Genomic DNA, 21,380 nt, shown 5'->3' with positions numbered 1-21,380 from the left:
CGGTTTCATGGCTTGTCCTCGTAGACAATCTCGTACCAGATGCTGTCCTGTTTGTTGTTGTCCTGTTTGTTGCCGTCCTGTTTGTTCACGCCGCCATTGACCGCCGCTTGCGGCGGCGCCTGTACGTGAATCCGTGCGCCATCGGCGGCATTGCTGGCCAGGGAGGGCGCCAGCGCCGCCAGGCGCCGGCCGCTGCCGTCGAGCGGGTAGACCTTCAATTGGCCGGAACGCGGCGCCAGTCCCAGGACGGCGGGCGTCGCCAGCAGCCACGCGGGCGGACGCGTGTCCGTGCTGCCGGAGGGGCCGCCGGCGCCGGGATCCGGTTCCAGGGTCGACCAGCGGGATTGCCCGCCATAGGGCACGACGCGCTTGGGGCGCTGCGGCATGGATCCCGGCTGGCTGCCGGTGGTGAAGTTGCCCAGGCTGAGCAGCAGATGGCGCGAATCCGCCAGCGTGCGGCCATCCAGGGGGCTGAGGATGACCGTGGCGGAATCGGGGCCGTCCTGGTCGTACTGTATCCAGGCGCTGCGGCCCGCGATGCGCGGCGCGCCGGTGGCCCCCGCCACCGCCCAGAATAGCGGCGTATCGATGACGATGCGGCCCGCCGCCAGGTCTTGCCGCAAGGCGCCGTCCGGCGTGGCATAGGCCTTTGCCGTGGCGGGGTCGGCCACGGCGGGCAAGGCCGGCGTGGCGTTTTCCGGCGGGTCCAGTTGCAGGGCGACCTGCCCCTGGTAGGCCAGTTGAGGCCTCGCGCCCAGGGTGTCGTACAAGCCAGCCGTGATGGCGTCGAAGCGGCGGTCCGCGCCCAGCGTGCCGCGCAGCGCCGCGGGTACGGGGATATCGATATGGCGCGTCAGCGCGGGCAGCAGTCCCAGGCGGAACAAGCTTGCGCTCTGGCCCACCAGCGCTACCCTGCCCCAGTCGCCGACCAGCGAGAAGCGCGACGGCGACATGGGCGTGCGCACGGTATCGCTGTATCCGAAATAGAAAAGCGCGTCCCAATCCTGCAGCGCGGCCACCGCGCTCATCAGCGGCAGGATTTCGGCGCCGCGCGGATTGGGAAAGGGCTGGTTGTATTCGCTCACCACGAAGGGCCGCGCGCGGTCGCGCCGCATGGAAACGGCCAGCAGCCGCTCGAAGTCGCCGCCGCTGGCCGTGCGGTCCTCGATGCGCCAGTCGTGGTCGCCATGAAGATCCGGGTGCGCCACGTAGATGTGCTCGTCAATGAAATCCATCGACGGCTGCGAATCGAAATTCAGGATGCCGCCGAAGGTCATTTGCGTGCCGGTAACCGGCACCCACTTGTCGGTGGCTTCGTGCACGACGTGGCGCAGGCGGTCGAAGTAGGTCTTGTCCGTGGCGGTGAGGAAGGCCAGGAAATCCCGCTCGCGGGCATCGATGCCGTCCTGCTTGCCGCCGAACCATTTGCGCGCCCGCCGCTCGATGCTCGACCGTACGGCCGCCAGGCCGCTTTCATACGCTTGCTGTTGCCCGGGCATGGGTAGCTCGTCGGCTTGCGCGACACCGCTCGCGCAGCCGCCCCAGGCCGTGCAGGCCTGGTCCAGGGTCCCGTAGCGGCGCAGCAGCCATTCGCGCCACAGGCGTTGCAAGGCCGGCGCATAGCCGCTCGGTACGGCGGCCTGCCATTCGTTGCCTAGCCAGGCGGTCACCAAGGACGACTCGTTGTTGAGCTCGACCATGGCCAGGACGGGATTTCCTTTCAGGTTCAAGGCCTGTATGAGTTCGCGCGCGTAGCGTTCCTGCTTTTCGACCAGGCTCGGATAGTAAAGATGGATGGGGGCGGTCACCGGCGGTTGTTCCGCGCCGCCATCCAGCGGGGGCAGTTTGTCCACGCGGGGGCGGAAACGGTAGCCCACATGGAGATTCAGGTCGACATAGATGCCTTCGCGCGCCAGCGCCTGGACCAGGCCGCGCAGGCGTGCCACGGCGGTGGGGCTGAAGGTGGGATAAGGACCGCTGGTGAGGATGCTGAGCGGCGCGTCCTCGTAGTCGGATGGCAGCAAGTCGAGATGATGCAGGCGGACGGCGTTCACGCCCAGCTTGCGCAGATCGCGGGCCAGGCGCGCCGCGTCGTCGGCCTCGGGAAAATTCGCGCCCAACGACAGGTTGACGCCGAACAGCCGGATGCGGCGGTCGTCGGCCGTGCCGGGCAGGCCGTCGCGGCCCACCGTATAGAAATGGCCGTCGTGGGCGACGATGCGCGACGCCGCATCCAGCGGCTGGTTCAGCGCGGACTGGTCCGGCGCGCCGCCCAGCGCGTCCATGTCCACCGGGAAGTTGAACCAGCGCGGCTGGGTGGATGCGGCCTGGGCCCCGGTGTTGCCCAGGGCCAATAGCAATAGCGCCATGACCATGACGGCGGCCACGGCGAGCCGTGGGGAGCATCTCGTGGTGCATTGCATGGCGCGCCGCGGTCCCCTGGAGGCGGGCGCCGCCGGCGGGGCTTGGACGCGAGGTGCTTCTTGCGCGGGCGCGCCAAGCGTCATCGGCCTGGTCCTCCGCCCTGCGCCGTCCATGCGGGCAGTCGCGACGGGGCGGCTAGCGAGGCGCCCGGCACGGTCCGCGTCGCGGACCTCGCCATGGCCAGGCGGGCGCCCACGGCAACGACGGAGTAAATGAACAGCGCATTCTGGAAGGCCGAGTCGCGCAGGAGCTGGCTCTCCGAGAAGTTGCTGATGATGATCGCCACGCAGATGCCCAGGTGCATCGCCGCGTCCTCGCGGTCCATGCGGGCCAGGCGCAGGATGCTGTACAAGTGCCACAGCAGGCAGGCCATGAACAGGCCGAAGCCGACCTGGCCCATATCGTTGATGATGTCCAGGAAGCCGTTGTGCGCGTGCGCGGGCATCCAGCCCAGTTTGTCGGCGATGTATTGCGATGGGCCGCCCGTCCCGGTCCAGAACGCGCTGTAGCCTATGCCCAGCAGCGGATGCCGCTGAATGGACAGGTCCACCAGGTCCCAGATCTGGTCACGGCCGGTCAAGTCCGCGCTCTTGTTGAACAGCGCGGTAACGGGCGCGATCAAATCCTTGGGGGTAGGCATGCGGCCCAGTACGACATAGAACAGCAGCAAGGCGAAAAGCGCCGCCACGACGCCGGCCAGGACCACGATGGCTTCCGCGTGCCGGCCCCCGACGTGGCGGCGCCGTACGACCAGGTAGATGCCGGCGCTGACCGCCAGGCACAGCATGGACGTGGCGCTCTTGGACATCACCAGCATGAACATGCAGAACAACAGGCCGGCCACGTAGCGCCCGCGGTATTGCGGCTGCATCGCCGCCTCGCGCAGGTAGAACAGGGCCGCGAAGCCGGCGATGGAGCCCAGCGTGTTCTTCTGCCAGGTGATGCCGCGCCATGCATCGCCCAGCGCGTAGTCCACGCCGATGCCGGGATCGATAAGAACGACGAAAAAGGAAATGACCAGGATGAGGGTGTAGGCGCCCATCGTGATCCGCCCCACCTGCCGCGTCATGCCTGTCGGCGGCGCGACCGCCACGCCGATCAGGAACAGCACCATCACGATGAAGGTCCGCTTCATGGTCACTTCCGGATAGGGCGACCATGCCGCGCTGACCAGGCAGTAAAGCACGACCAGCGGCAGGAAGATATTCATCCCGCGCAGGTTGCGCAGGACACTGCCGCGGCAGCGCCACGCCAGCAGCGCGGCGCCGAGGAACAGGGAGCCGAACACGATCTGCCGCTTGAGGGAGCCTTCGACCACGGAGTGGGTCAACTCCGGCCCCATGGCGTTCATCGTGAAGGTGTCGGGGAGGACGGGGAAGGCCATGCTCACCGCCACCAGCAACCAGATGGTCCAGCGTACGCCCGGGCCTTGTGGATTCATGCGCGCATCGTCTTGCGCTGTGTTCGGAACGGGTGCGACCAGGGACATGGCATGCCTTTTCAGCGGCGCAGCTTGCCTGGCAGCAGATCGCGCACGCGCGCCCACAGGCCCCGGTTGGCGCGATCGTCCGGATCGTATTCGTTATAGACGGTGCCCAGGACGCGTACGCCTGCCGTTTCCAGCAATTGAGCCGCGCGTTCGAGGTCCGCCAGGCGGGTCATGTCGCGGCGGGCGATCATCACGCAGGCGTCGACCTGGCGGGCGATGCCTTGCGCATCGGATGAGTGGTTCATCGCCGGTGTGTTGACGATGAAGATCTCGTAGTTGCCGGCATAGGCTTCCAGGACCCTGCCCAATGCCGGTTCGCGCAACAGTTCGGCCGGGTTGGGCGGCTGCGGACCCGCGTCGAGCACCGCCAGCTTCGGGAAGCCGGGCACGGCTCGGCAGGGGCCCGTGCCGCTGCGGCCCGCCAATATGCTGGACAGGCCGCCCGCGCCGCCGCTGGCGCCCAGCAGGTCGCGCTGGCCGCTGGCGCGCAGGTTGGCGTTGACCAGCAGCGTGCTGCGGCCGGTCTGCGCGAACGCGACGGCCAGGCTGGCGGACAGGTAGGCGCGGCCCTCGCCGTCCTCGGGACTGACGATGGCGATGGCGATGCGCGGCTGGCCTTCCAGCTGTATGGAGATTTCCGCGCGCAGTTGGCGTATGGCCTCGGCTTCCTGGCTGAACGGGGCCGAAGCGATGGCCAGGGGAATATCCGATTGCTGCTGGTTGGCCGGCGCATAGTCGTAGTGATACTGCTCGGCCAGCACCGACTGCACCCGCTCCTCGGAGACGAAGCCCAGCTTGACGGCAGCCTGGCCGAAACGCAGGCGCTCCGCCTGCTGCAACTTCACGACGTGCTGGACCTGTTCTTCGGTCAGCAGGCCCAGGCGGATGAAGCGCTCGCCCATTTTCTCCGTGGGGCCGGCCGGTGCGGCGGCCTGGGGGGCAGCCGGAGCCACGTCCTGCGGGGGGCTGGGCGGCTGTGGCTCCGTGGCGGCGGGCGCGGCCGTATGCACCGGCATGGGCGCGGGTATGGGCGCGGCCGCATGCGCCGGTGCGTCGGGCGCCGCGGGCGCATCCGGCCGGCCGGCCGGTTGTCCGATGCGATCGAACAGGGAGTGCAGCGCGGTATTGCTCATGGCTTGGCCTGCGATAGCGTGGGAGGACGGCGGCCTATGCGGCCGAGCACACGGTATCGGGTATCGCGCAGCAGGTCGTCGGCGCTGCGGATGCGGCGCTGGCTCAGTTCTAGCAGCAGGGCCAGCGCGACGCCCGCGAACAGGCCGACCAGCAAGCCGAGCGCGAGGCTGCGGCGCACCCGGGGACGCGACGGTTCGGTCGGAATCTCGGCGGCACGCAGCACCGCCAGGTTGGGCAGCGAAATATTGCTCGCCATCAGGATGCTGTCGTACTTCTGCAGCGCCGTGTTGTAGACCTGTTCCACGCCGGCGAACTGGCGCTGATAGGCAGCGATGCGGTCGCGCTTGGCCATCTGGTCCAGCACCTTGGCGCGTTGGGTGTCGATGTCGCGCTGCAGGGCGTCCTTCTGTGCTTGCAGGCGCTGGAAGTTGCTGCGCTGGGCATCGATGGCCGCGTTGGCCTGGCGCGTGATGCCGGCCTGCATTTGCGCGCGTTGCGCCATCAGGCCCTTTACGGTCGGATGGTTTGGTCCCAGCGAACCGCGCAGCTCGCCCAGGTTGTTGTCCAGGATATTGATGGTGTTGCGCAAATCGTTGGTGGGCGACACCTGTCCCACCAGCGGCAGGTCCTCGGGACGGACGCCGCTCTTGAGCATGCCGTCGATGGCGGCGTTGCGCGCCCGCGCCTCTTCCAGCTGCGCATCCAGCGCCAGCATGGAGGTGCTCATGTCGTTAAGGCGGCGCAACTCCAGGTCGCCCGCTTCCTTGGTGTCGACGATGCCGGTTTCCTTCTGGTACTGCGTCAGCTTGTCCTGGATGGCGTCGATTTCGCCGCGCAGTTGCTCCAGCTGCGCCGTGTACTGCTCGGAACGCTCGCGCGCCGCCGAGGAGGAGATCCTCTGGCTGACCGCGATATAGGAATTGACGATGGCGTTGGCGTAATCGCGCGCCTTCTGCGGGGTATTGGCCGAAAAGGAGACGGTCAGCACGCGGCTGTTCGGCGCCTTCGTGACTTCGAGATTGCGCTTGATGTAGGCGCTGAGCTCGTTATGCTCGACCGAGCCGTTGCGGGCGTCCGCGCCGCTGAGCAGGCCCAGCGTCTTGATCATCTGGTCGGCCACCGCCTGGCTCTGGATCATGTCGATCTGGGTCTGGATGTAGCTCTCATCCAGCATGGCCGAGAACGCACGGCCGTTGATGGGGTCGTTCTCGCGATAGTCGATGTACACGTCCGAGGTGGCGGTCCACACGCGCGGCAGCACCAGGACGAGCACCAGCGTCAGCAGCAAGGTCGCCGCGGTCACCCGCGCGACCAGCCGGGACCGGGCAGCCAGCATGGTCCGGACCTGGTTCAACGACAACAGACTGTATTCGGAGGACGGGCTCACGAGCAGGGCCTTGGACACCGTAGCGAAATGTTATGACTGATTCTACCGTAGCGTTTCCGACATTAATTGTCTCGAAGTTCGATCTTTCAGAGAAAACGACGACAAAACAGATAATTGGCGAGGCTTGCTCATCGAAGGAGCGGCATCTTCCGCAATCTCCATGATGGAAACCAGTTACTTCGAAACTGGGCTGTTGCTGGCCAGCGCGCGGGGGGCGGCGTTCTTGGAGGCCGTTGTGGCACTACCCGGCAGGGGGGTCAATGTTGCTGTTTTTGGAATGATTAAAGCCGGATTTGCCCACTTTATTTTAAAAATGGGAACTCCTAGAATTGCGGCACCGCGGCAAGCGGCGCGTCTTTGCCCGCTGCCGGCCTCAAATCCAGGAAGCTCCCAAATGTCCACCAAGCCCCGTCTCAACGTCATCATCGCCAGCACCCGTCCCGGCCGCGTCGGCCCCGCCTTCGCGCAGTGGTTCTACGAAGCCGCCGTCGAACACGGCAAATTCGATGTCGAACTGGTCGATCTCGCCGACTTCAGGCTGCCGGTATTCGACGAGCCCAACCATCCGCGCATGCAGAAGTACACGCATGAGCACACCCGCAAGTGGTCCGCCAGCGTCGCGAGCGCCGACGCCTTCGTGTTCGTGACGCCGGAATACAACTTCAACGCGCCGCCGGCGCTGCTCAACGCCCTGCAGTATCTCTACAACGAGTGGAACTACAAGCCCGCCAGTTTCGTCAGCTATGCTCATGCCTCGGGCGGCCTGCGCGCCGTGCAGGAGGTCAAGACGCTGCTGACCACGTTGAAGATCGTGCCGCTGAACGAACAGGTCATGGTGCCCAACTTCCCCCAGACCCTGGACGAAAGCGGCAAGTTTCAACCGACCCAGCTGCACAACGACGCGGCCAAGGTCGCGCTTGACGAACTGCTGCGCTGGACCGGTGCGTTGAAGACGTTGCGCGCGGCCTGATCGGCCGCCGCGGAGACGGACGGGAGCACGATCATGGGTACACCCGCGGGGCGTGTCGCGAGGTTGCTGGCGTTCAACGGCGGTTATGTCGATACCGCCGGCTTCCTGACCCTGCACGGGCTGTTCACCGCCCATGTCACGGGCAACTTCGTCACGCTGGGCGCGGCCCTGGCGCAGGGAAGCGGCGGCGCCATCGGCAAGCTGCTGGCCCTGCCGGTGTTCTGCGCGATGGTCATCGCCATGCGCTTGCTGGGGGGCTGGCTGGCCCGCCGGGACGCGCCGGTCATGCGCATCCTGCTGATGTTGCAGACGGTGATGCTGGCCGCCGGCGGCGCCATCGCCATGTATTGGGGACCGTTCGCCGGCGATCCCGACGCCGGACCGGCCATTCTGACCGGCATGGTGCTGGTGGCCGCCATGGCCATCCAGAATGCCGCCCATCGCGCGCATCTCGGCAGCGAACCGCCCTCCACGCTGATGACCGGCACCACCACGCAAGTCATGCTGGACCTGGCCGATCTGTTCCGCGGCCTGGCGGCCGCCGAGCGCAAGAGCACGGTGGATCGCCTGGCGCGCATGACGCCGGTCCTGCTGGGTTTTGCGCTAGGCTGCGCGATTGCCGCCCTGCTGTTCGTCGCCGTTGGCATGTGGTGTTTTGTCCTGCCCCCCTTGGCGACCTTGCTGGCGGTGTGTGCGCATCGCGAGCCGCCCGGCGCTCCCGTGCCCTGAATGGGCGCGCGGTTGCATATGGCATAATCCTCGGTAACCGTCAGTGACCATGTCGCTGGCGGTTTTTGCCGTTCTGGCCCGCGTGAGCAGACAGGGGTCGCATGTCTCGTGAAAACTATTTGCCGGCATTGGACGGGTTGCGGGCCATCTCCATCGCCTTGGTGGTTTTGTCGCATACCGGGCTGGGCAACATCATCCCCGGCGGACTGGGCGTAACGGTCTTCTTCTTCATCAGCGGCTTCATCATCACCCGCACCCTGTTGCAAGAGCAGTCGCGTGCCGGCCGCATCCAGATCAGCGCCTTTTACGTACGGCGCCTGCTGCGGCTGATGCCCGCGCTGGTCGTGTTCCTGCTGCTGTGCATCGCCGCCGTGCGCGTCGTGCAAGGCGACGTGCCATGGACCGATGTCGGGGCGGCGTTCTTCTACCTGCAGAATTACTGGCAGATCTTCGGCCATCCATTCGAGGGCAAGCTGCTGTCGCCGATGAGCATCACCTGGTCGCTCGCCGTCGAGGAACATTACTACCTGGTTTTTCCCGCCCTGTTCGCGCTGCTGGTCAGGGTGGACGACTGCAGGCGCGCGCTGGCCGTGTTCCTGGCCCTGTGCGTGATCGTGCTGGCCTGGCGCGCGCACCTGTATGCCGGGATCGGCCCGACCGCGACCGAGAACCTGCGTATCTACATGGCCACGGATACGCGTATCGACGCCATTCTGTTCGGCGCGATCACCAGTCTCGTCGTGTGGTTCTACCCCGTCCTGCTGCGGGGCTGGCAGACGCCCTTGCCATTCTATGCCGGTGCCGCGCTGCTCCTGGGCAGCCTGCTGTACCGCGACCCGGCCTTCCGCGAAGTGGGCCGCTTCACCGTGCAGTCGCTGGCATTGATGGCCCTGTTCCCGTATGCCATCCTGGCGCCCTCCTGGGTCCAGCGCCTGCTGTCCACGCCGCCGATGCGCTATGTGGGCAAGATCAGCTATTCGCTATACCTGCAACACTGGCTGGTGGTCGTCCTGGTCGATTACTACCTGGCCGGCCAGTCCTGGTGGGTGCGCGCCGCGGTGTTCTTCCCCTTGGCCTGGCTCATGGCCGATGCGTCCTGGCGCTACGTCGAACGCTGGGGATTGTCGTTGCGGCATCGCTGGCAGAACCGCGGCCAGCAGCCGGCGTTTTCGCAGCGTTGAGGCTGGCGTGCCGGGCCATCCTCAGCTTCGCGGAGGTGGCCGACGCGAAGTCGCAGTCATCGTTAAATGGGTGTAAATGGGTGAAAAAATGGGAGCAGGCCCAAACCCGTATCAGGCGCTTCGCGATAGCGACCGGACTTACCCCTGTGCATGGGTGATGTGAACGACACCGCCTCACTTCCCGATGCAGAAGCTGGAGAAGATCTCCCCCAGCAAATCGTCGCTGGTGAACCGTCCTGTAATACTGCCCAGGCTGTCATGCGCCAGGCGCAGTTCTTCCGCGAAGAGGTCCAGCACCCGATCGTCGAGGGCGGCATGTTCGGTGGCGAGTTGCAGGTGGTCGGACGCGTCCTGCAAGGCGCGCAGGTGGCGTTCGCGCGCGAGCCAGGGGGATTCGCCGCCGGGATTCCAGCCTGCAATGTCCAGCAAGGCCTTGCGCAGCCTGTCCAGGCCGGCGCCGGTCTTGGCGGAGATGCGGAGGGTGCCGTCGATGCCGGCTTGCGATCGCAAGGCCAGGGCGTCCTGCGCGGAACCGGGGACATGACCCGGGCCGCCCGCTGCTTCCAGGTCGATCTTGTTCACCACCTTCACCACCGGCACGCCCCGCGGCAACTTCTCCGCGATGCCGGCGTCCATGTCTTCGTCCGGCGCGCCGGCATCCACCAGGTGCAGGATGACATCGGCCTTGGCGATTTCCTGCCAGGTGCGGCCGATGCCTATCTTTTCCACGGGATCGTCGGTCTCGCGCAGGCCCGCCGTATCGACCACGTGCAACGGTACGCCCTCGATGTGGATTTCCTGCACCACCTTGTCCCGCGTGGTGCCGGCGATCGGCGTGACGATGGCGACCTCGTCGCCCGCCAGCGCATTGAGCAGGCTGGATTTGCCGACGTTGGGCCGGCCGGCCAGCACGACATGCAGGCCTTCGCGCAGGATCACGCCCTGGCGGGTCTGCGCCAGGATGGCGTCAAGCTCGTCGCGCAAGCCCTGTAGCAGGGGGCGCGCCTGGTATTTTTCCAGGAAGTCGATTTCTTCCTCGGGGAAATCCAGCGTCGCCTCCACCAGCATGCGCAAATGCACGATGCGGTCCGCCAGGGCGGTGACGCGCGCCGAGAACACGCCGGACAGCGATGCCATGGCGCCGCGCGCAGCGGCATCGGAGGTGGCTTCGATGAGGTCGGCGACGGCCTCGGCCTGCGCCAGGTCGATGCGGTCGTTCAAGAAGGCCCGTTGCGTGAATTCGCCGGGCTCGGCCAGCCGCATGCCCAGGTCCGCGCCCGCCCGCAGGCAAAGGTCCAGCACGCGCCGCAAGACGGCAGGACCGCCGTGACCCTGTAACTCGAGTACGTCCTCGCCCGTATAGGAATGCGGCGCCGGGAAGAATAGCGCCAGCCCTTCATCCAGCACCTCCCCATCGCCATCCCGGAACGGCAGCAGATGCGCATGGCGCGGCGTGAGGTCGCGCTGGAACAGGCCGCGCACGAATGCGCCCAGGTCGCGTCCGGAGACGCGCACGATACCCACGCCCCCGCGCCCGGGAGCGGTGGCGATGGCGGCAATGGGAGCGGAGACAAAAGGGGACATAGGGGGTTCAGAGAGGGGCTACTTTGCGCAATAAGGGAATATAACGGGTTGCGCCGACCCCGTTTCCTCCGTATGTTGCGGCCTAGACAGCCTAAGCTGGGCCACAAGCCTGAGCGCACCGGGTCCCCTAAGCTAAGGTCCTACACCGGGTTTCATCCTAACAGGGAGCGTCTTGATGTCGACTCGCCGCTTTACCCGCGTTCTTGCCGGCAGCGCCGCTGCACTCGCCTTGGCCTTCGGCGCCATGGGCCATGCCATGGCACGCGATCTGATCATCGGTCTGAAGAGCGAGCCCAGCTCCATGGACCCCCAGTATCACTCGCTCACTCCCAATACGCAGATCGCCGAAACCATCTTCGACCCGCTCGTGCGCACGGACAGCCAGCTGAAGCCGGAAGCGGCGCTGGCGGAATCGTGGACGGTGGACGGCAACGTCTGGACCTTCAAGCTGCGGCCCAATGTGAAGTTCTCCGACGGCACGCCGCTCACCGCGGAAGACGTCGTCTTCACCTATGAACGCGCGCCCAAGGTGCCCAACAGCCCTTCGCCTTTCACGCTGTACCTGAAGGACGTGGCCAAGACGGAAGTGGTGGACGCCCACACGGTGCGCATCACCACCAAGGCAGCGGCGCCCGCCCTGCTGCCCAACCTGTCGCAACTGCCCATCCTGTCCAAGAAGGCCGCTTCGGGCCCGGCCCCCGAAGGCAAGACGACCACCGAACTGAACGCCGGCGACGGCCTGATCGGCACCGGTCCCTACAAGTTCGTGTCGTGGAAGCGCGGCGCCGAGATCGTACTGGTGCGCAACGACAACTACTGGGGCAAGAAGCCGCTGTGGGACAAGGTCGTCTATCGGCCGATGAGCAATGCCGCCAGCCGCGTGGCCGCCCTGCTGGCCGGCGACGTCGACCTGATCGAGGATCCCCCGACCGACGACCTGCCCAAGCTGAAGGCCGACAAGAAGCTGCACATCGAGGAAACGCCTTCGGTGCGCGTCATGTACGTGGCCATGGATCAATTCGCCGAGCCCAGCCCCGGCATCACCGGCACCAACAACAAGAACCCGCTGAAGGACAAGCGGGTGCGCCAGGCGCTGTCGCTGGCCATCAACCGCGAAGCCCTGGTGGACCGCGTGATGGGCGGCATCGCCCTGCCCGCCGGCAACCTGCTGCCCTACCCGATGTTCGGTGCGTCCAAGGAGCATTCCAAGGCGCCCAAGGCCGACCTGGAAAAGGCCAAGGCCTTGCTGAAGGAAGCGGGCTATCCGGATGGCTTCGGCATTACGCTGGGCGCGCCCTCGGGCCGCTACGTCAACGACGCCAAGGTGGCGCAAGCCATCGCGTCGATGTGGACGCGCATCGGCGTGAAGACCAACGTGGATGCCTCGGCGCCCCCCGTCTTCTTCAAGAAGCGGGATTCGTACGAGTACAGCGCCTACCTGGCGGGCTGGTCCGTGACCAGCGGCGAAATGTCCAATGCGCTGGGATCGCTGCTGGTCACGCCCGACCCCAAGGCTGGCCTGGGCACCACCAATCGCGGCCGTTATTCGAACGCCACGGTGGACACGCTGTTCAAGCAGGGCATCTCGACCATGGATGACACCAAGCGCGCCGAGCTGCTGGCCAAGTCCGCCGACACCGCCATGGAGGACTACGCCGCGCTGCCGGTGCATTTCGAGCTGTCGGTGTGGGCCATGAAGAACGACCTGCGCTACCTGGGCCGGGCCGACCAGATGACGCTGGCCCAGAACGCGACCATCAAGCCTTGACGGCGGCGGCCCGGCCGCGCCGACCATTGCCGTGACACGCGGCGCGCACATTGTGGCGCGCGCCGCGTGCCGCGTTGTATGAACCGTGACGAAGTGAGCCTGCCGACGTGCTAGCAACAATCATCCGTCGCCTTCTGCAGACCGTCGTCGTCATGTTCGTCATGTCGGCGCTGGTTTTCGGTGGCATCTACATGGTTGGCGATCCCATCGCCATGATGGCCAGCCCCGACGCCACCGAGGCGCAGCGCGAAGCCATCCGCCAGTCCCTGGGGCTCAACCTGCCCTTGTGGCATCAATACCTGATCTTCATCGGCAAGGCCATCCATGGCGACTTCGGCAACAGCTTCCTGACCGGCGAACCGGCCATGAAGCTGATCCTCGACCGCGCGCCGGCGACCCTGGAGCTGGCCGTGGTGGCGATGGGCATCTCCCTGCTGGTCGGCATTCCGCTGGGCATACGCGCCGGACTCAAGCCCAAGGCGGTCAGCTCGCGCGCCATCATGACCGGCTCGGTGCTCGGCTTCTCCCTGCCCAATTTCTGGGTCGGCCTGATGCTGATCATGGTGTTCGCCGTGACCCTGGGCTGGCTGCCTGCCAGCGGCCGCGGGCCGACCGTCGCCTTGGGCCCCGTCCGCCTGAGCGTGCTGACGCTGGGTGGCTGGGCCAGCCTCATCCTGCCGGCGGCGACCATCGCGTTGGCCAAGTGCGCCACCATCATCCGCGTCACGCGCGCTGCCACGCGCGAGGCGCTGCCCATGGACTACATCAAGTTCGCGCGCGCCAAGGGCCTGTCCGAGCGGCGCGTGCTCAGCGTGCATCTGCTGAAAAACATCCTGATTCCCATCGTCACGGTCGGCGGCCTGGAATTCGGCCAGGTGGTGGCCTTCGCGGTGGTCACGGAGTCGGTGTTCTCCTGGCCCGGCATGGGGAAGCTGCTGATCGATTCCATCATCAACCTGGACCGCCCGGTGGTGGTGGCCTACCTGTTGCTGATCGTCTTTTTCCTGGTGATGTTGAACCTGGTGGTCGACATCGTCTATACGGTGCTGGACCCGCGCGTCCGGCTGGATGGCCGCCGATGACCCCTACTTCCAACCAGCCGCCCAATCCGTCCACCGACACGCCGCTGGACGTGGCGCCGAGTGCCGTGCGCGAGGCAGCCAGGTATGCATCGCAGAGCCCCATGCACGGTGTTCCCGACGGGCCGACGGCCCCGGCGAGCGCCGAGAAGGAACTCACTCCCCTGCGCCGCTTCCTCCAGGATTTCCTTGCCAGCAAGCTGGCCATCCTGGGCCTGGTGCTGCTCATTGTCATGGTGGGCTCGGCCCTGCTGGCGCCATGGATCGCGCCCCAGAATCCCTACGACATCGGTACGCTGGACATCACCGACGCCAAGCTGCCGCCAGGCAGCGCCAGCATGTCGGGCGACATGACTTATTGGTTGGGCACCGACGGACAGGCACGCGACGTTCTGTCGGCGATCCTCTATGGCATGCGCATCAGCCTGATGGTGGGCTGTGTATCGGTGTTCTTCGCATTCGCGATCGGCGCCACGGTAGGGCTGACGGCGGCCTATTTTGGCGGCCGCCTGGATGCCTTGCTGATGCGTATCGCGGACATACAACTGTCCTTCCCGTCCATACTCGTGGCGCTGATCCTGCTGTCCATCCTGGGCACCGGCGTCGACAAGGTGATCATCGCGCTGATCGTGGTGCAATGGGCCTATTTCGCGCGGGCCGCGCGCGGCGCCGCCCTGGTGGAGCGAGGCAAGGAGTATGTCGAGGCGGCGCGCTGCATGTCCCTGGGCTGGGGGCGCATCCTGTGGCGCCATCTGCTGCCCAACTGCATGCCGCCTCTGATCGTCATCGCCACCATCGACCTGGCGCACGCGATCGCGCTGGAAGCGACGCTATCCTTCCTGGGAGTGGGCGTGCCGGTGACCCAACCATCGCTGGGCATGCTCATCTCCAACGGCTTCGAGTACCTGCTTTCAGGGCGCTATTGGATATCTTTCTTCCCCGGTATTGCGCTGGCCATCACCATCATCGGCATAAACCTGGTGGGCGACCACTTGCGTGACGTGCTCAATCCACGGAACGCGCAATGACCGCGACGATGCAAGCGACTTCCCTGCCTCCCGCGCCTGCGGCCGCCGGCGCGCCCATTCTTGACGTCGCCGGCCTGCAGACGCACTTCTTCACGCGTGCCGGCGTGTTGAAGGCGGTCGACGGTGTCGACCTGCGCCTGGATGCGGGTGAGATCCTGGGCCTCGTGGGTGAGTCCGGGTCCGGAAAAAGCATTACCGGCTTTTCATTGATCGGCCTGATCGACGAGCCCGGCCGCGTGGTGGGCGGCAGCATACGCTTCGACGGCCAGGACCTGCGCCATGCCACGCCGGAACGCTTGCGCAGCCTGCGCGGGCGCGAGATCGCGATGATCTTCCAGGATCCCATGATGACCCTGAATCCGGTGCTGCGCGTCGATACGCAGATGCTGGAAGCGATCCGCGCGCATCGCAAGGTCAGCAAGAAGGAGGCGCGCCAGCGTGCGCGCGAGGTGCTCACCATGGTGGGCATCCCTGCGCCCGACGAGCGGCTGCTCGCCTACCCGCATCAGTTGTCCGGCGGCATGCGCCAGCGCGTGGCCATTGCCATCGCGCTACTGAATTCGCCGCGCGTGATCATTGCCGACGAGCCGACCACCGCGCTGGACGTGACCATCCAGGCACAGATTCTCCACGAGGTGCAGAAACTGTGCCGCGAGACCGGCACGGCGCTGATCTGGATCACCCACGACCTGGCAGTGGTGTCGGGACTGGCGGACCGCATCGCGGTGATGTACGCCGGCCGCGTGGTGGAGACCGGCAGCACGGCGGAAATCATCGGCCATCCGCTGCATCCCTATACGCATGGCCTGATGGCATCGATCCCGACGCCCGCGACACGCGGCCATGACCTTGCATCCATACCTGGCATGACGCCTTCCCTGTTGAAACTGCCGGAAGGCTGCGCCTTCCGCACGCGCTGTCCACGCGCCACGCAAGCCTGTATCAAGGCGCCCGAGGCCGTCGAGTGGCGGCCCGCGCACTGGGTGCGTTGCTGGCATGCCGGCGAGGAGTCCGCCGTATGAGCGCGCAGGCTACGAAGCAGGGCGCCGGTTCGGCCGAAGGCACATCGATGCCGTCCACGCCCGGCGCCGCGATCACTCCCATCCTCTCCCTGCGCGGCGCGGAGATGCGCTTCACGCAGAATGTCGACCTGGCCGGCCGTATCGCCAATCTGTTCGGCGCGCGCCTGCGCAAGACCGAGGTCCATGCCGTGGCTGGCGTCGACCTGGATGTCATGCCGGGCGAAGTCATCGGCATCGTCGGCGAATCGGGCTGCGGCAAATCGACGCTGGGGCGCATCATCGCGGGGATCCTGCGCCCCACCGCCGGCCAGGTGAGCTATCGCGGCAAGGCGGTGGCCGCCATGCCGGACAGCGAACGCCGCGCGTACGAGCTGGGCGTGCAGATGATTTTCCAGGACCCCTACGCCTCGCTCAATCCCCGCATGCGGGTGGAGGACATCATCGGGGAGGCGCCGGTGGTGCATCGCATCATCCCCGCGCGCGAGAAAAGGGCTTACGTCGCGCGGCTGATGGGCCAGGTCGGCCTGGATCCCGCCTACGCGCAGCGCTATCCTCATCAGTTCTCCGGCGGCCAGCGCCAGCGCATCGGCATCGCGCGGGCGCTGGCGCTCAAGCCCAAGGTCATCGTGTGCGACGAGGCCGTGGCCGCGCTGGACGTTTCCATCCAGGCGCAGGTGCTCAATCTTTTCGCGCATTTGCGCCGAGGACTGGATCTGACGTATCTTTTCATCAGCCATAACCTGGGGGTGGTAGGGCATATCTCGGACCGCGTGGCCATCATGTACCTGGGCCGTATCGTCGAGATCGCCACCACGGAGCAAGTCTTCAAGGGCGCCAACCATCCCTATACGCAAGCGCTGCTCAAGGAGTTGCCCACGCTGAACGCGCAGCGGCGCAGTTTCCAGCCCATCAAGGGCGAATTACCGTCGCCGCTGGCGCCGCCGCCGGGGTGCACCTTCCATCCCCGCTGCCCGCGGGCCATGGCGCGGTGCCGGCAGGAGCGGCCGCTGCTGCGTATGATCGCGCCTGGGCATGTGAGCGCCTGCCATTTGAACGACACCCCGAACGACACCCCGACCGACAACCCGACCGACAACCCCTACGCCGCCGGATCCTAGCCACGCCGCCATCAACCGGACCCTTGCCCCCATGCAGACCAGCGACTCGTCCTTCGCCCCTTACGTTCGCCACGCGCCGCGCGTCGACCCCTTGCCCCTGGTATGCGACTCGCCCCACAGCGGCGTCATCTATCCCGCCGACTTCGGCCATGCGCTAGCCCCGTCGCTGTTGCGCAGCGGCGAGGACACGCACGTCGACGAATTGTGGCGCGGCATTCCCGATGTCGGCGGCACGCTGATCTGCGCGCAATTCCCGCGCACCTATATCGACCCCAACCGCGAGCCCGACGACATCGAGCCGGGCCTGCTGGACGGCCCGTGGCCGGGCGCCATCCATCCGACGGAAAAAAGCCGCATCGGCCATGGACTGATCTGGAGCAAGGCCGCCGGCCAGCCCATCTACGCGCGCAAGCTGGGCGTCGCGGAGGTCCAGCATCGCATCGATGCCTACCACCAGCCCTATCATGCGGCGCTGAACCAGGATATCGAGGCCGCCTATCGCCGCTTCGGCGCGGTCTGGCACCTGAACCTGCACTCCATGCCGTCCAATTCCTACGAGACGCTGCAAATCAAGAGCGACCGCCCGCTGGCGGATTTCGTGCTGGGCGACCGTGACGGCACGACCTGTGATCCCGGGCTGGTCGACGTCGTGCAGGCCTCGTTGGAAGCCAGCGGCTACACCGTGGCGCGCAACGATCCCTTCAAGGGCGTGGCGCTGATCGCGCGCCTGGGCCGGCCGGCGCAACGGCGCCACAGCTTGCAGATAGAGATCCATCGCAAGCAGTACATGAACGAACAGACTTTCGAGAAGAACGAACGATTTCCGGCCTTGCAGGCCGCACTGACCAAGGCGACGCAGGCCGTCGCCCTCTACATCCAAAGGCAACTATGAAAACCATCGCAGAAATCGAGCGCGCCGCGGGCGAGCTGACGGCGATACGCCGGGATATCCATGCCCATCCCGAAACCGCTTTCGAAGAAACCCGCACGTCGGCCCTGGTGGCCGAAAAGCTGCGCGGCTGGGGCATCGAAGTGCATACGGGCTTCGGCAAGACCGGCCTGGTCGGCGTGCTGCGCAACGGCAACAGCAAGAAGACGATAGGCCTGCGCGCCGATATGGACGCGCTGCCGATGCCAGAGCACAACCGCTTTGGCCACGCCTCGACGGTGCTGGGCAAGATGCACGGCTGCGGCCACGACGGCCATACCACCATGCTGCTGGGCGCGGCGCAATACCTGGCCGAACATCGCAACTTCGATGGCACCGTGCACTTCATCTTCCAGCCGGCCGAGGAAAACGGCAATGCCGGCGCGCGTGCGATGATGCAGGACGGCCTGTTCGAGAAATTCCCCTGTGACGCGGTCTTCGGCATCCACAACATGCCCGGCATGCCGGTAAACCAGTTCGGCTTCCGCGCCGGCCCGGCGATGGCGTCGAGCAACCGCTTCACCATCACCATCAATGGCGTGGGCGGCCACGCCGCCCAGCCGCACAAGTCGGTCGATACCATCGTCATCGCGTCGGAGATGGTGGGCGTGCTGCAGACGGTGATTTCCCGCAGCAAGGACCCGCTGGACTCCGCCGTGCTGTCGGTCACCCAGATCCATGCCGGCGACGCCTTCAATGTCATCCCCAGCGAGGCGGTCATCCGCGGCACGGTTCGCACCTATACCACCGAGGCGCTGGACACCATCGAGGATGCCATCCGCCGCATCGCCACCACCCTGCCCCAGGTGTACGGCGGCACCGGCGAACTGGACTTCGTCCGCGCCTACCCGCCGCTGGTGAACTGGGAAAAGGAAACCGCCTTCGCGGCCCAGGTGGCCGAGGCCGCGTTCGGCAAGGAAAACGTCGACACCAATATCCCGGCCTTCATGGGCGCGGAGGACTTCTCCTTCTTCCTGGAGGCGGTGCCGGGCGCCTACCTGTTCCTGGGCAACGGCGACGGCGCGCACCGCCAGTCGCAGTACTCGGGCATGGGGCCCTGCATGCTGCACAACCCGAACTACGACTTCAACGACGCCTTGTTGCCCGTGGGCGCCACGTATTGGGTAAAGCTGGTCGAGGCCTTCCTCGGCAAGGCGGGCTGACCCTGGGCAGCCAGTTCGGCGACCAGTTCGGCGGCCGGGCCCTCTCGCCCGGCCGGCCAGCCCCCGGCGCGGTCTATATAAGTTCTGGATCTGAATAAACGCCGATTCATTCGTTGGATCCTTGTGGCGGCTTGCTGATAATCCTCATCAGCCTTGCACGAATACACAGGATCCAGCATGTCCCAGCCCTCCGCCGCCGCTCATTCCCGCCTCGCCAAGGCCGCGTCCGGCGTCGCGGTCGCCCTGGCGCTGGCCATACTGGCCCTGGCGTCGCCCACGCCGGCATCGGCGGCCCCGGCCACCGGCGCGGTTTGCCTGGCGAACTGATACCCCTGCATCGATTCCTCCGCTGGTGGGTGGCCGCCCCCTCACCTGCAATCGCGCGCGTCATGCCGGACGCGCCATGAGCGCGGAGCCATCGGGAAGATGGTTCCGCGTTTTTCTTTCCACAGACCAAGAAAGACGGAAAACCATGCCGCCCTCGATCCCGTTCGCCTCGCGCCTGACGCGCGCCATCACCGCCGCCGTCCTGTCCCTGTCCCTGGCCGCCGTCGCCCTGGCCATGCCCACCCCCGCCCATGCCGAAGGCCGCATCCGCATCGCCGAACAGTTCGGCATCGTGTACCTGCTGCTGAATGTGGCGCGGGATCAGCAGTTGATCGAAAAGCATGGCAAGGCGGAAGGCGTGGATATCAAGGTCGAATGGCTCAAGCTGTCCGGTGGGTCCGCCGTCAACGACGCCCTGCTTTCCGGCGCGGTGGACATCGCCGGCGCCGGCGTCGGTCCGCTTCTGACCATATGGGACCGCACCTACGGCAAGCAGAACGTCAAGGGCGTGGCGTCGCTGGGCAACTTTCCCTATTACCTGGTGAGCAACCGGCCCGAGGTGAAGACCATCGCCGACTTCACCGACAAGGACCGCATCGCCCTGCCGGCCGTCGGCGTGTCGGTGCAGTCCCGTGTGCTGCAGATGGCGTCGGCCGCCGTCTGGGGAGAAGCGCAATACAACAAGCTCGACAGCATTTCGGTGGCGTTGCCCCACCCTGACGCCACGGCGGCCATCATCTCCGGCGGCACCGAGATCACCGGCCACTTCGGCAATCCGCCTTTCCAGGAGCAGGAGCTCGCCGGCAATCCGCGCGCGCACATCGTGCTCGATTCCTACAAGGTGCTGGGCGGCCCGTCGTCGTCCACGGTGCTGTTCGCCACGGAAAAATTCCGCAAGGACAATCCCAAGACCTACAAGGCCTTCCAGGATGCCCTGGTCGAGGCGGCGCGCTTCGTGCGCGAGCATCCCGACCAGGCTGCCGATACCTATCTGCGCGTCGCCGACGCCAAGCAGGATCGCAAGCTGTTGCTGGACATCATCACCAACCCCCAGGTGCAATTCAAGGTCGAGCCGCAGAACACCTATACACTGGCCAGGTTCATGCACCGGGTCGGCGCCATCAAGCACGAACCCGCAAGCTGGCGCGACTACTTCTTCGACGACGCCGTGCTCGCGAACGGGAGCTGACATGAACCACGCCGCCGGCCTTCCCACCGCGACCGCCGCCCCGCCCCGGCCGCTGCTGGACGTCGACGGCGTCAGCCTGGAATACAAGACGCCGGGCCGCCGCGTGCGGGCCACGCATCGGGTGGGTTTCCAGGTGCATGAATCGGACCGCTACATCCTGCTGGGGCCGTCGGGTTGCGGCAAGTCCACGCTGCTCAAGTCCGTGGCCGGCTTCATCGCGCCCACCGAAGGCGTGATCCGGCTGGATGGCAACGCCGTGCGCGAACCCGGGCCGGATCGCATCGTCGTGTTCCAGGAGTTCGACCAGCTGCCGCCCTGGAAGACCGTACGGGAGAATGTCGCGTTTCCCCTCTTGGCCTCGCGCAAGTTCAAGCGGCGCGAAGCGGACGCGCGCGCGCTTCACTACCTCGACAAGGTCGGCCTGTCCGCTTTCGCGGACGCGTATCCGCACACCTTGTCCGGCGGCATGAAGCAGCGCGTGGCCATCGCCCGCGCGTTGGCCATGCAACCCCGCATCCTGTTGATGGACGAGCCCTTCGCGGCGCTCGACGCGCTGACGCGCCGCAAGATGCAGGAAGAGCTGCTGGCCTTGTGGGAGGAAGTGCGGTTCACCTTGCTGTTCGTGACGCATTCCATAGAGGAGGCCTTGCTGGTCGGCAATCGCATCCTGCTGCTGTCGCCGCACCCGGGTCGCGTCCGCGCCGAACTCAACGCGCATCAGTACGGCATGCACAGCGCGGGCTCACCGGCTTTCCAGGCCACGACACAGCGCATCCATGACCTGCTGTTCGACCTGCCCACGCCGGAAGAACCCGCGTCCGACCGGCATCTCGCCACGGCGCGGCGCGCGGCCGCTTGAT

The 21,380-nt window shown here is 66.3% G+C and carries 18 protein-coding genes; 13 read left to right on the top strand and 5 right to left on the bottom strand.

Annotation, left to right across the window (positions count from 1 at the left end):
- Nucleotides 1-5: 5 nt before the first annotated feature.
- From C7R54_RS17020 to C7R54_RS17005, 4 genes are all read right to left on the bottom strand, one after another.
- Nucleotides 6-2,423, bottom strand: coding sequence for a beta-galactosidase (locus C7R54_RS17020; protein ID WP_158021234.1), 2,418 nt, complete (start codon nucleotides 2,421-2,423; stop codon nucleotides 6-8).
- An 80-nt stretch (nucleotides 2,424-2,503) separates the two neighbouring features.
- Entirely contained in the window at nucleotides 2,504-3,865 is a 1,362-nt protein-coding gene (locus C7R54_RS17015; RefSeq protein WP_158021233.1) for an O-antigen ligase family protein, read from the bottom strand.
- A gap of 59 nt (nucleotides 3,866-3,924) precedes the next feature.
- A complete protein-coding gene (locus tag C7R54_RS17010) occupies nucleotides 3,925-5,046 on the bottom strand; it encodes a CpsD/CapB family tyrosine-protein kinase (RefSeq protein WP_129151647.1) in 1,122 nt (373 codons plus the stop codon).
- Nucleotides 5,043-6,434: a GumC family protein gene (locus C7R54_RS17005; RefSeq protein WP_129151646.1), complete on the bottom strand. Its 1,392-nt coding sequence runs from the start codon at nucleotides 6,432-6,434 to the stop codon at nucleotides 5,043-5,045. The genes C7R54_RS17010 and C7R54_RS17005 overlap by 4 nt, the downstream gene beginning before the upstream one ends.
- A 394-nt stretch (nucleotides 6,435-6,828) precedes the next feature.
- Between C7R54_RS17005 and C7R54_RS17000 the strand changes: the two genes are divergently transcribed.
- From C7R54_RS17000 to C7R54_RS16990, 3 genes are all read left to right on the top strand, one after another.
- Nucleotides 6,829-7,404 (top strand): NADPH-dependent FMN reductase, encoded by a 576-nt coding sequence (locus C7R54_RS17000; protein WP_129151645.1) that lies wholly within the window; start codon nucleotides 6,829-6,831, stop codon nucleotides 7,402-7,404.
- Between the two features lie 33 nt (nucleotides 7,405-7,437).
- The gene (locus C7R54_RS16995) at nucleotides 7,438-8,133 is read left to right on the top strand and encodes a YoaK family protein (RefSeq protein WP_129151644.1); all 696 of its coding nucleotides are present in this window, start codon (nucleotides 7,438-7,440) and stop codon (nucleotides 8,131-8,133) included.
- 101 nt (nucleotides 8,134-8,234) lie between these two features.
- Complete coding sequence (locus C7R54_RS16990; RefSeq protein ID WP_129151643.1) at nucleotides 8,235-9,314, top strand: acyltransferase family protein; 1,080 nt, start codon at nucleotides 8,235-8,237, stop codon at nucleotides 9,312-9,314.
- Between the two features lie 174 nt (nucleotides 9,315-9,488).
- On the opposite strand, the gene mnmE is transcribed toward C7R54_RS16990, so the two are convergent.
- Nucleotides 9,489-10,898, bottom strand: a complete 1,410-nt coding sequence (mnmE, locus tag C7R54_RS16985; RefSeq protein ID WP_129151642.1) for a tRNA uridine-5-carboxymethylaminomethyl(34) synthesis GTPase MnmE — start codon at nucleotides 10,896-10,898, stop codon at nucleotides 9,489-9,491.
- Nucleotides 10,899-11,073: 175 nt separating this feature from the next.
- Here mnmE and C7R54_RS16980 point away from each other — a divergent pair, with 175 nt between their 5' ends.
- From C7R54_RS16980 to C7R54_RS16940, 10 genes are all read left to right on the top strand, one after another.
- The gene (locus tag C7R54_RS16980; RefSeq protein WP_129151641.1) at nucleotides 11,074-12,666 is read left to right on the top strand and encodes an ABC transporter substrate-binding protein; all 1,593 of its coding nucleotides are present in this window, start codon (nucleotides 11,074-11,076) and stop codon (nucleotides 12,664-12,666) included.
- A gap of 107 nt (nucleotides 12,667-12,773) precedes the next feature.
- Nucleotides 12,774-13,748, top strand: a complete 975-nt coding sequence (locus C7R54_RS16975; RefSeq protein WP_129151640.1) for an ABC transporter permease — start codon at nucleotides 12,774-12,776, stop codon at nucleotides 13,746-13,748.
- A 101-nt stretch (nucleotides 13,749-13,849) separates the two neighbouring features.
- Entirely contained in the window at nucleotides 13,850-14,773 is a 924-nt protein-coding gene (locus C7R54_RS16970; RefSeq protein WP_129152014.1) for an ABC transporter permease, read from the top strand.
- Nucleotides 14,774-14,781: 8 nt separating this feature from the next.
- Nucleotides 14,782-15,795: an ABC transporter ATP-binding protein gene (locus C7R54_RS16965; RefSeq protein ID WP_129152013.1), complete on the top strand. Its 1,014-nt coding sequence runs from the start codon at nucleotides 14,782-14,784 to the stop codon at nucleotides 15,793-15,795.
- A gap of 47 nt (nucleotides 15,796-15,842) precedes the next feature.
- Nucleotides 15,843-16,913, top strand: coding sequence for an ABC transporter ATP-binding protein (locus C7R54_RS16960; protein WP_129152012.1), 1,071 nt, complete (start codon nucleotides 15,843-15,845; stop codon nucleotides 16,911-16,913).
- A 31-nt stretch (nucleotides 16,914-16,944) separates the two neighbouring features.
- The gene (locus tag C7R54_RS16955) at nucleotides 16,945-17,805 is read left to right on the top strand and encodes an N-formylglutamate amidohydrolase (protein WP_129151639.1); all 861 of its coding nucleotides are present in this window, start codon (nucleotides 16,945-16,947) and stop codon (nucleotides 17,803-17,805) included.
- A complete protein-coding gene (locus C7R54_RS16950; RefSeq protein WP_129151638.1) occupies nucleotides 17,802-19,004 on the top strand; it encodes a M20 aminoacylase family protein in 1,203 nt (400 codons plus the stop codon). Before C7R54_RS16955 ends, C7R54_RS16950 begins: the two co-directional genes overlap by 4 nt.
- Nucleotides 19,005-19,181: 177 nt before the next feature.
- Complete coding sequence (locus tag C7R54_RS28895; RefSeq protein WP_158021232.1) at nucleotides 19,182-19,331, top strand: hypothetical protein; 150 nt, start codon at nucleotides 19,182-19,184, stop codon at nucleotides 19,329-19,331.
- Between the two features lie 235 nt (nucleotides 19,332-19,566).
- Nucleotides 19,567-20,520 (top strand): ABC transporter substrate-binding protein, encoded by a 954-nt coding sequence (locus C7R54_RS16945; protein WP_377815575.1) that lies wholly within the window; start codon nucleotides 19,567-19,569, stop codon nucleotides 20,518-20,520.
- Nucleotide 20,521: 1 nt separating this feature from the next.
- Complete coding sequence (locus tag C7R54_RS16940; RefSeq protein ID WP_129151636.1) at nucleotides 20,522-21,379, top strand: ABC transporter ATP-binding protein; 858 nt, start codon at nucleotides 20,522-20,524, stop codon at nucleotides 21,377-21,379.
- The last annotated feature ends 1 nt before the right edge of the window (nucleotide 21,380 follow it).

The sequence above is a fragment of the Achromobacter aloeverae genome (genome assembly GCF_004121055.1).
GTDB lineage: Bacteria > Pseudomonadota > Gammaproteobacteria > Burkholderiales > Burkholderiaceae_B > Bordetella_C > Bordetella_C aloeverae.
This window is presented reverse-complemented; position numbering and strand designations above follow the sequence as displayed.

Excerpts from the sequence above, each read along its gene's own strand:
- C7R54_RS28895 (WP_158021232.1), top strand. The coding sequence starts at position 19,182 with ATGTCCCAGCCCTCCGCCGCCGCTCATTCCCGCCTCGCCAAGGCCGCG.
- C7R54_RS16965 (WP_129152013.1), top strand. The coding sequence starts at position 14,782 with ATGCAAGCGACTTCCCTGCCTCCCGCGCCTGCGGCCGCCGGCGCGCCC.
- C7R54_RS17015 (WP_158021233.1), bottom strand. The coding sequence starts at position 3,865 with ATGAATCCACAAGGCCCGGGCGTACGCTGGACCATCTGGTTGCTGGTG.
- C7R54_RS16940 (WP_129151636.1), top strand. The coding sequence starts at position 20,522 with ATGAACCACGCCGCCGGCCTTCCCACCGCGACCGCCGCCCCGCCCCGG.
- C7R54_RS16955 (WP_129151639.1), top strand. The coding sequence starts at position 16,945 with ATGCAGACCAGCGACTCGTCCTTCGCCCCTTACGTTCGCCACGCGCCG.
- C7R54_RS17010 (WP_129151647.1), bottom strand. The coding sequence starts at position 5,046 with ATGAGCAATACCGCGCTGCACTCCCTGTTCGATCGCATCGGACAACCG.
- C7R54_RS16945 (WP_377815575.1), top strand. The coding sequence starts at position 19,567 with ATGCCCACCCCCGCCCATGCCGAAGGCCGCATCCGCATCGCCGAACAG.
- C7R54_RS16995 (WP_129151644.1), top strand. The coding sequence starts at position 7,438 with ATGGGTACACCCGCGGGGCGTGTCGCGAGGTTGCTGGCGTTCAACGGC.
- mnmE (WP_129151642.1), bottom strand. The coding sequence starts at position 10,898 with ATGTCCCCTTTTGTCTCCGCTCCCATTGCCGCCATCGCCACCGCTCCC.
- C7R54_RS17020 (WP_158021234.1), bottom strand. The coding sequence starts at position 2,423 with ATGCAATGCACCACGAGATGCTCCCCACGGCTCGCCGTGGCCGCCGTC.
- C7R54_RS16950 (WP_129151638.1), top strand. The coding sequence starts at position 17,802 with ATGAAAACCATCGCAGAAATCGAGCGCGCCGCGGGCGAGCTGACGGCG.
- C7R54_RS16970 (WP_129152014.1), top strand. The coding sequence starts at position 13,850 with ATGCACGGTGTTCCCGACGGGCCGACGGCCCCGGCGAGCGCCGAGAAG.
- C7R54_RS16990 (WP_129151643.1), top strand. The coding sequence starts at position 8,235 with ATGTCTCGTGAAAACTATTTGCCGGCATTGGACGGGTTGCGGGCCATC.
- C7R54_RS16960 (WP_129152012.1), top strand. The coding sequence starts at position 15,843 with ATGCCGTCCACGCCCGGCGCCGCGATCACTCCCATCCTCTCCCTGCGC.
- C7R54_RS16980 (WP_129151641.1), top strand. The coding sequence starts at position 11,074 with ATGTCGACTCGCCGCTTTACCCGCGTTCTTGCCGGCAGCGCCGCTGCA.
- C7R54_RS17000 (WP_129151645.1), top strand. The coding sequence starts at position 6,829 with ATGTCCACCAAGCCCCGTCTCAACGTCATCATCGCCAGCACCCGTCCC.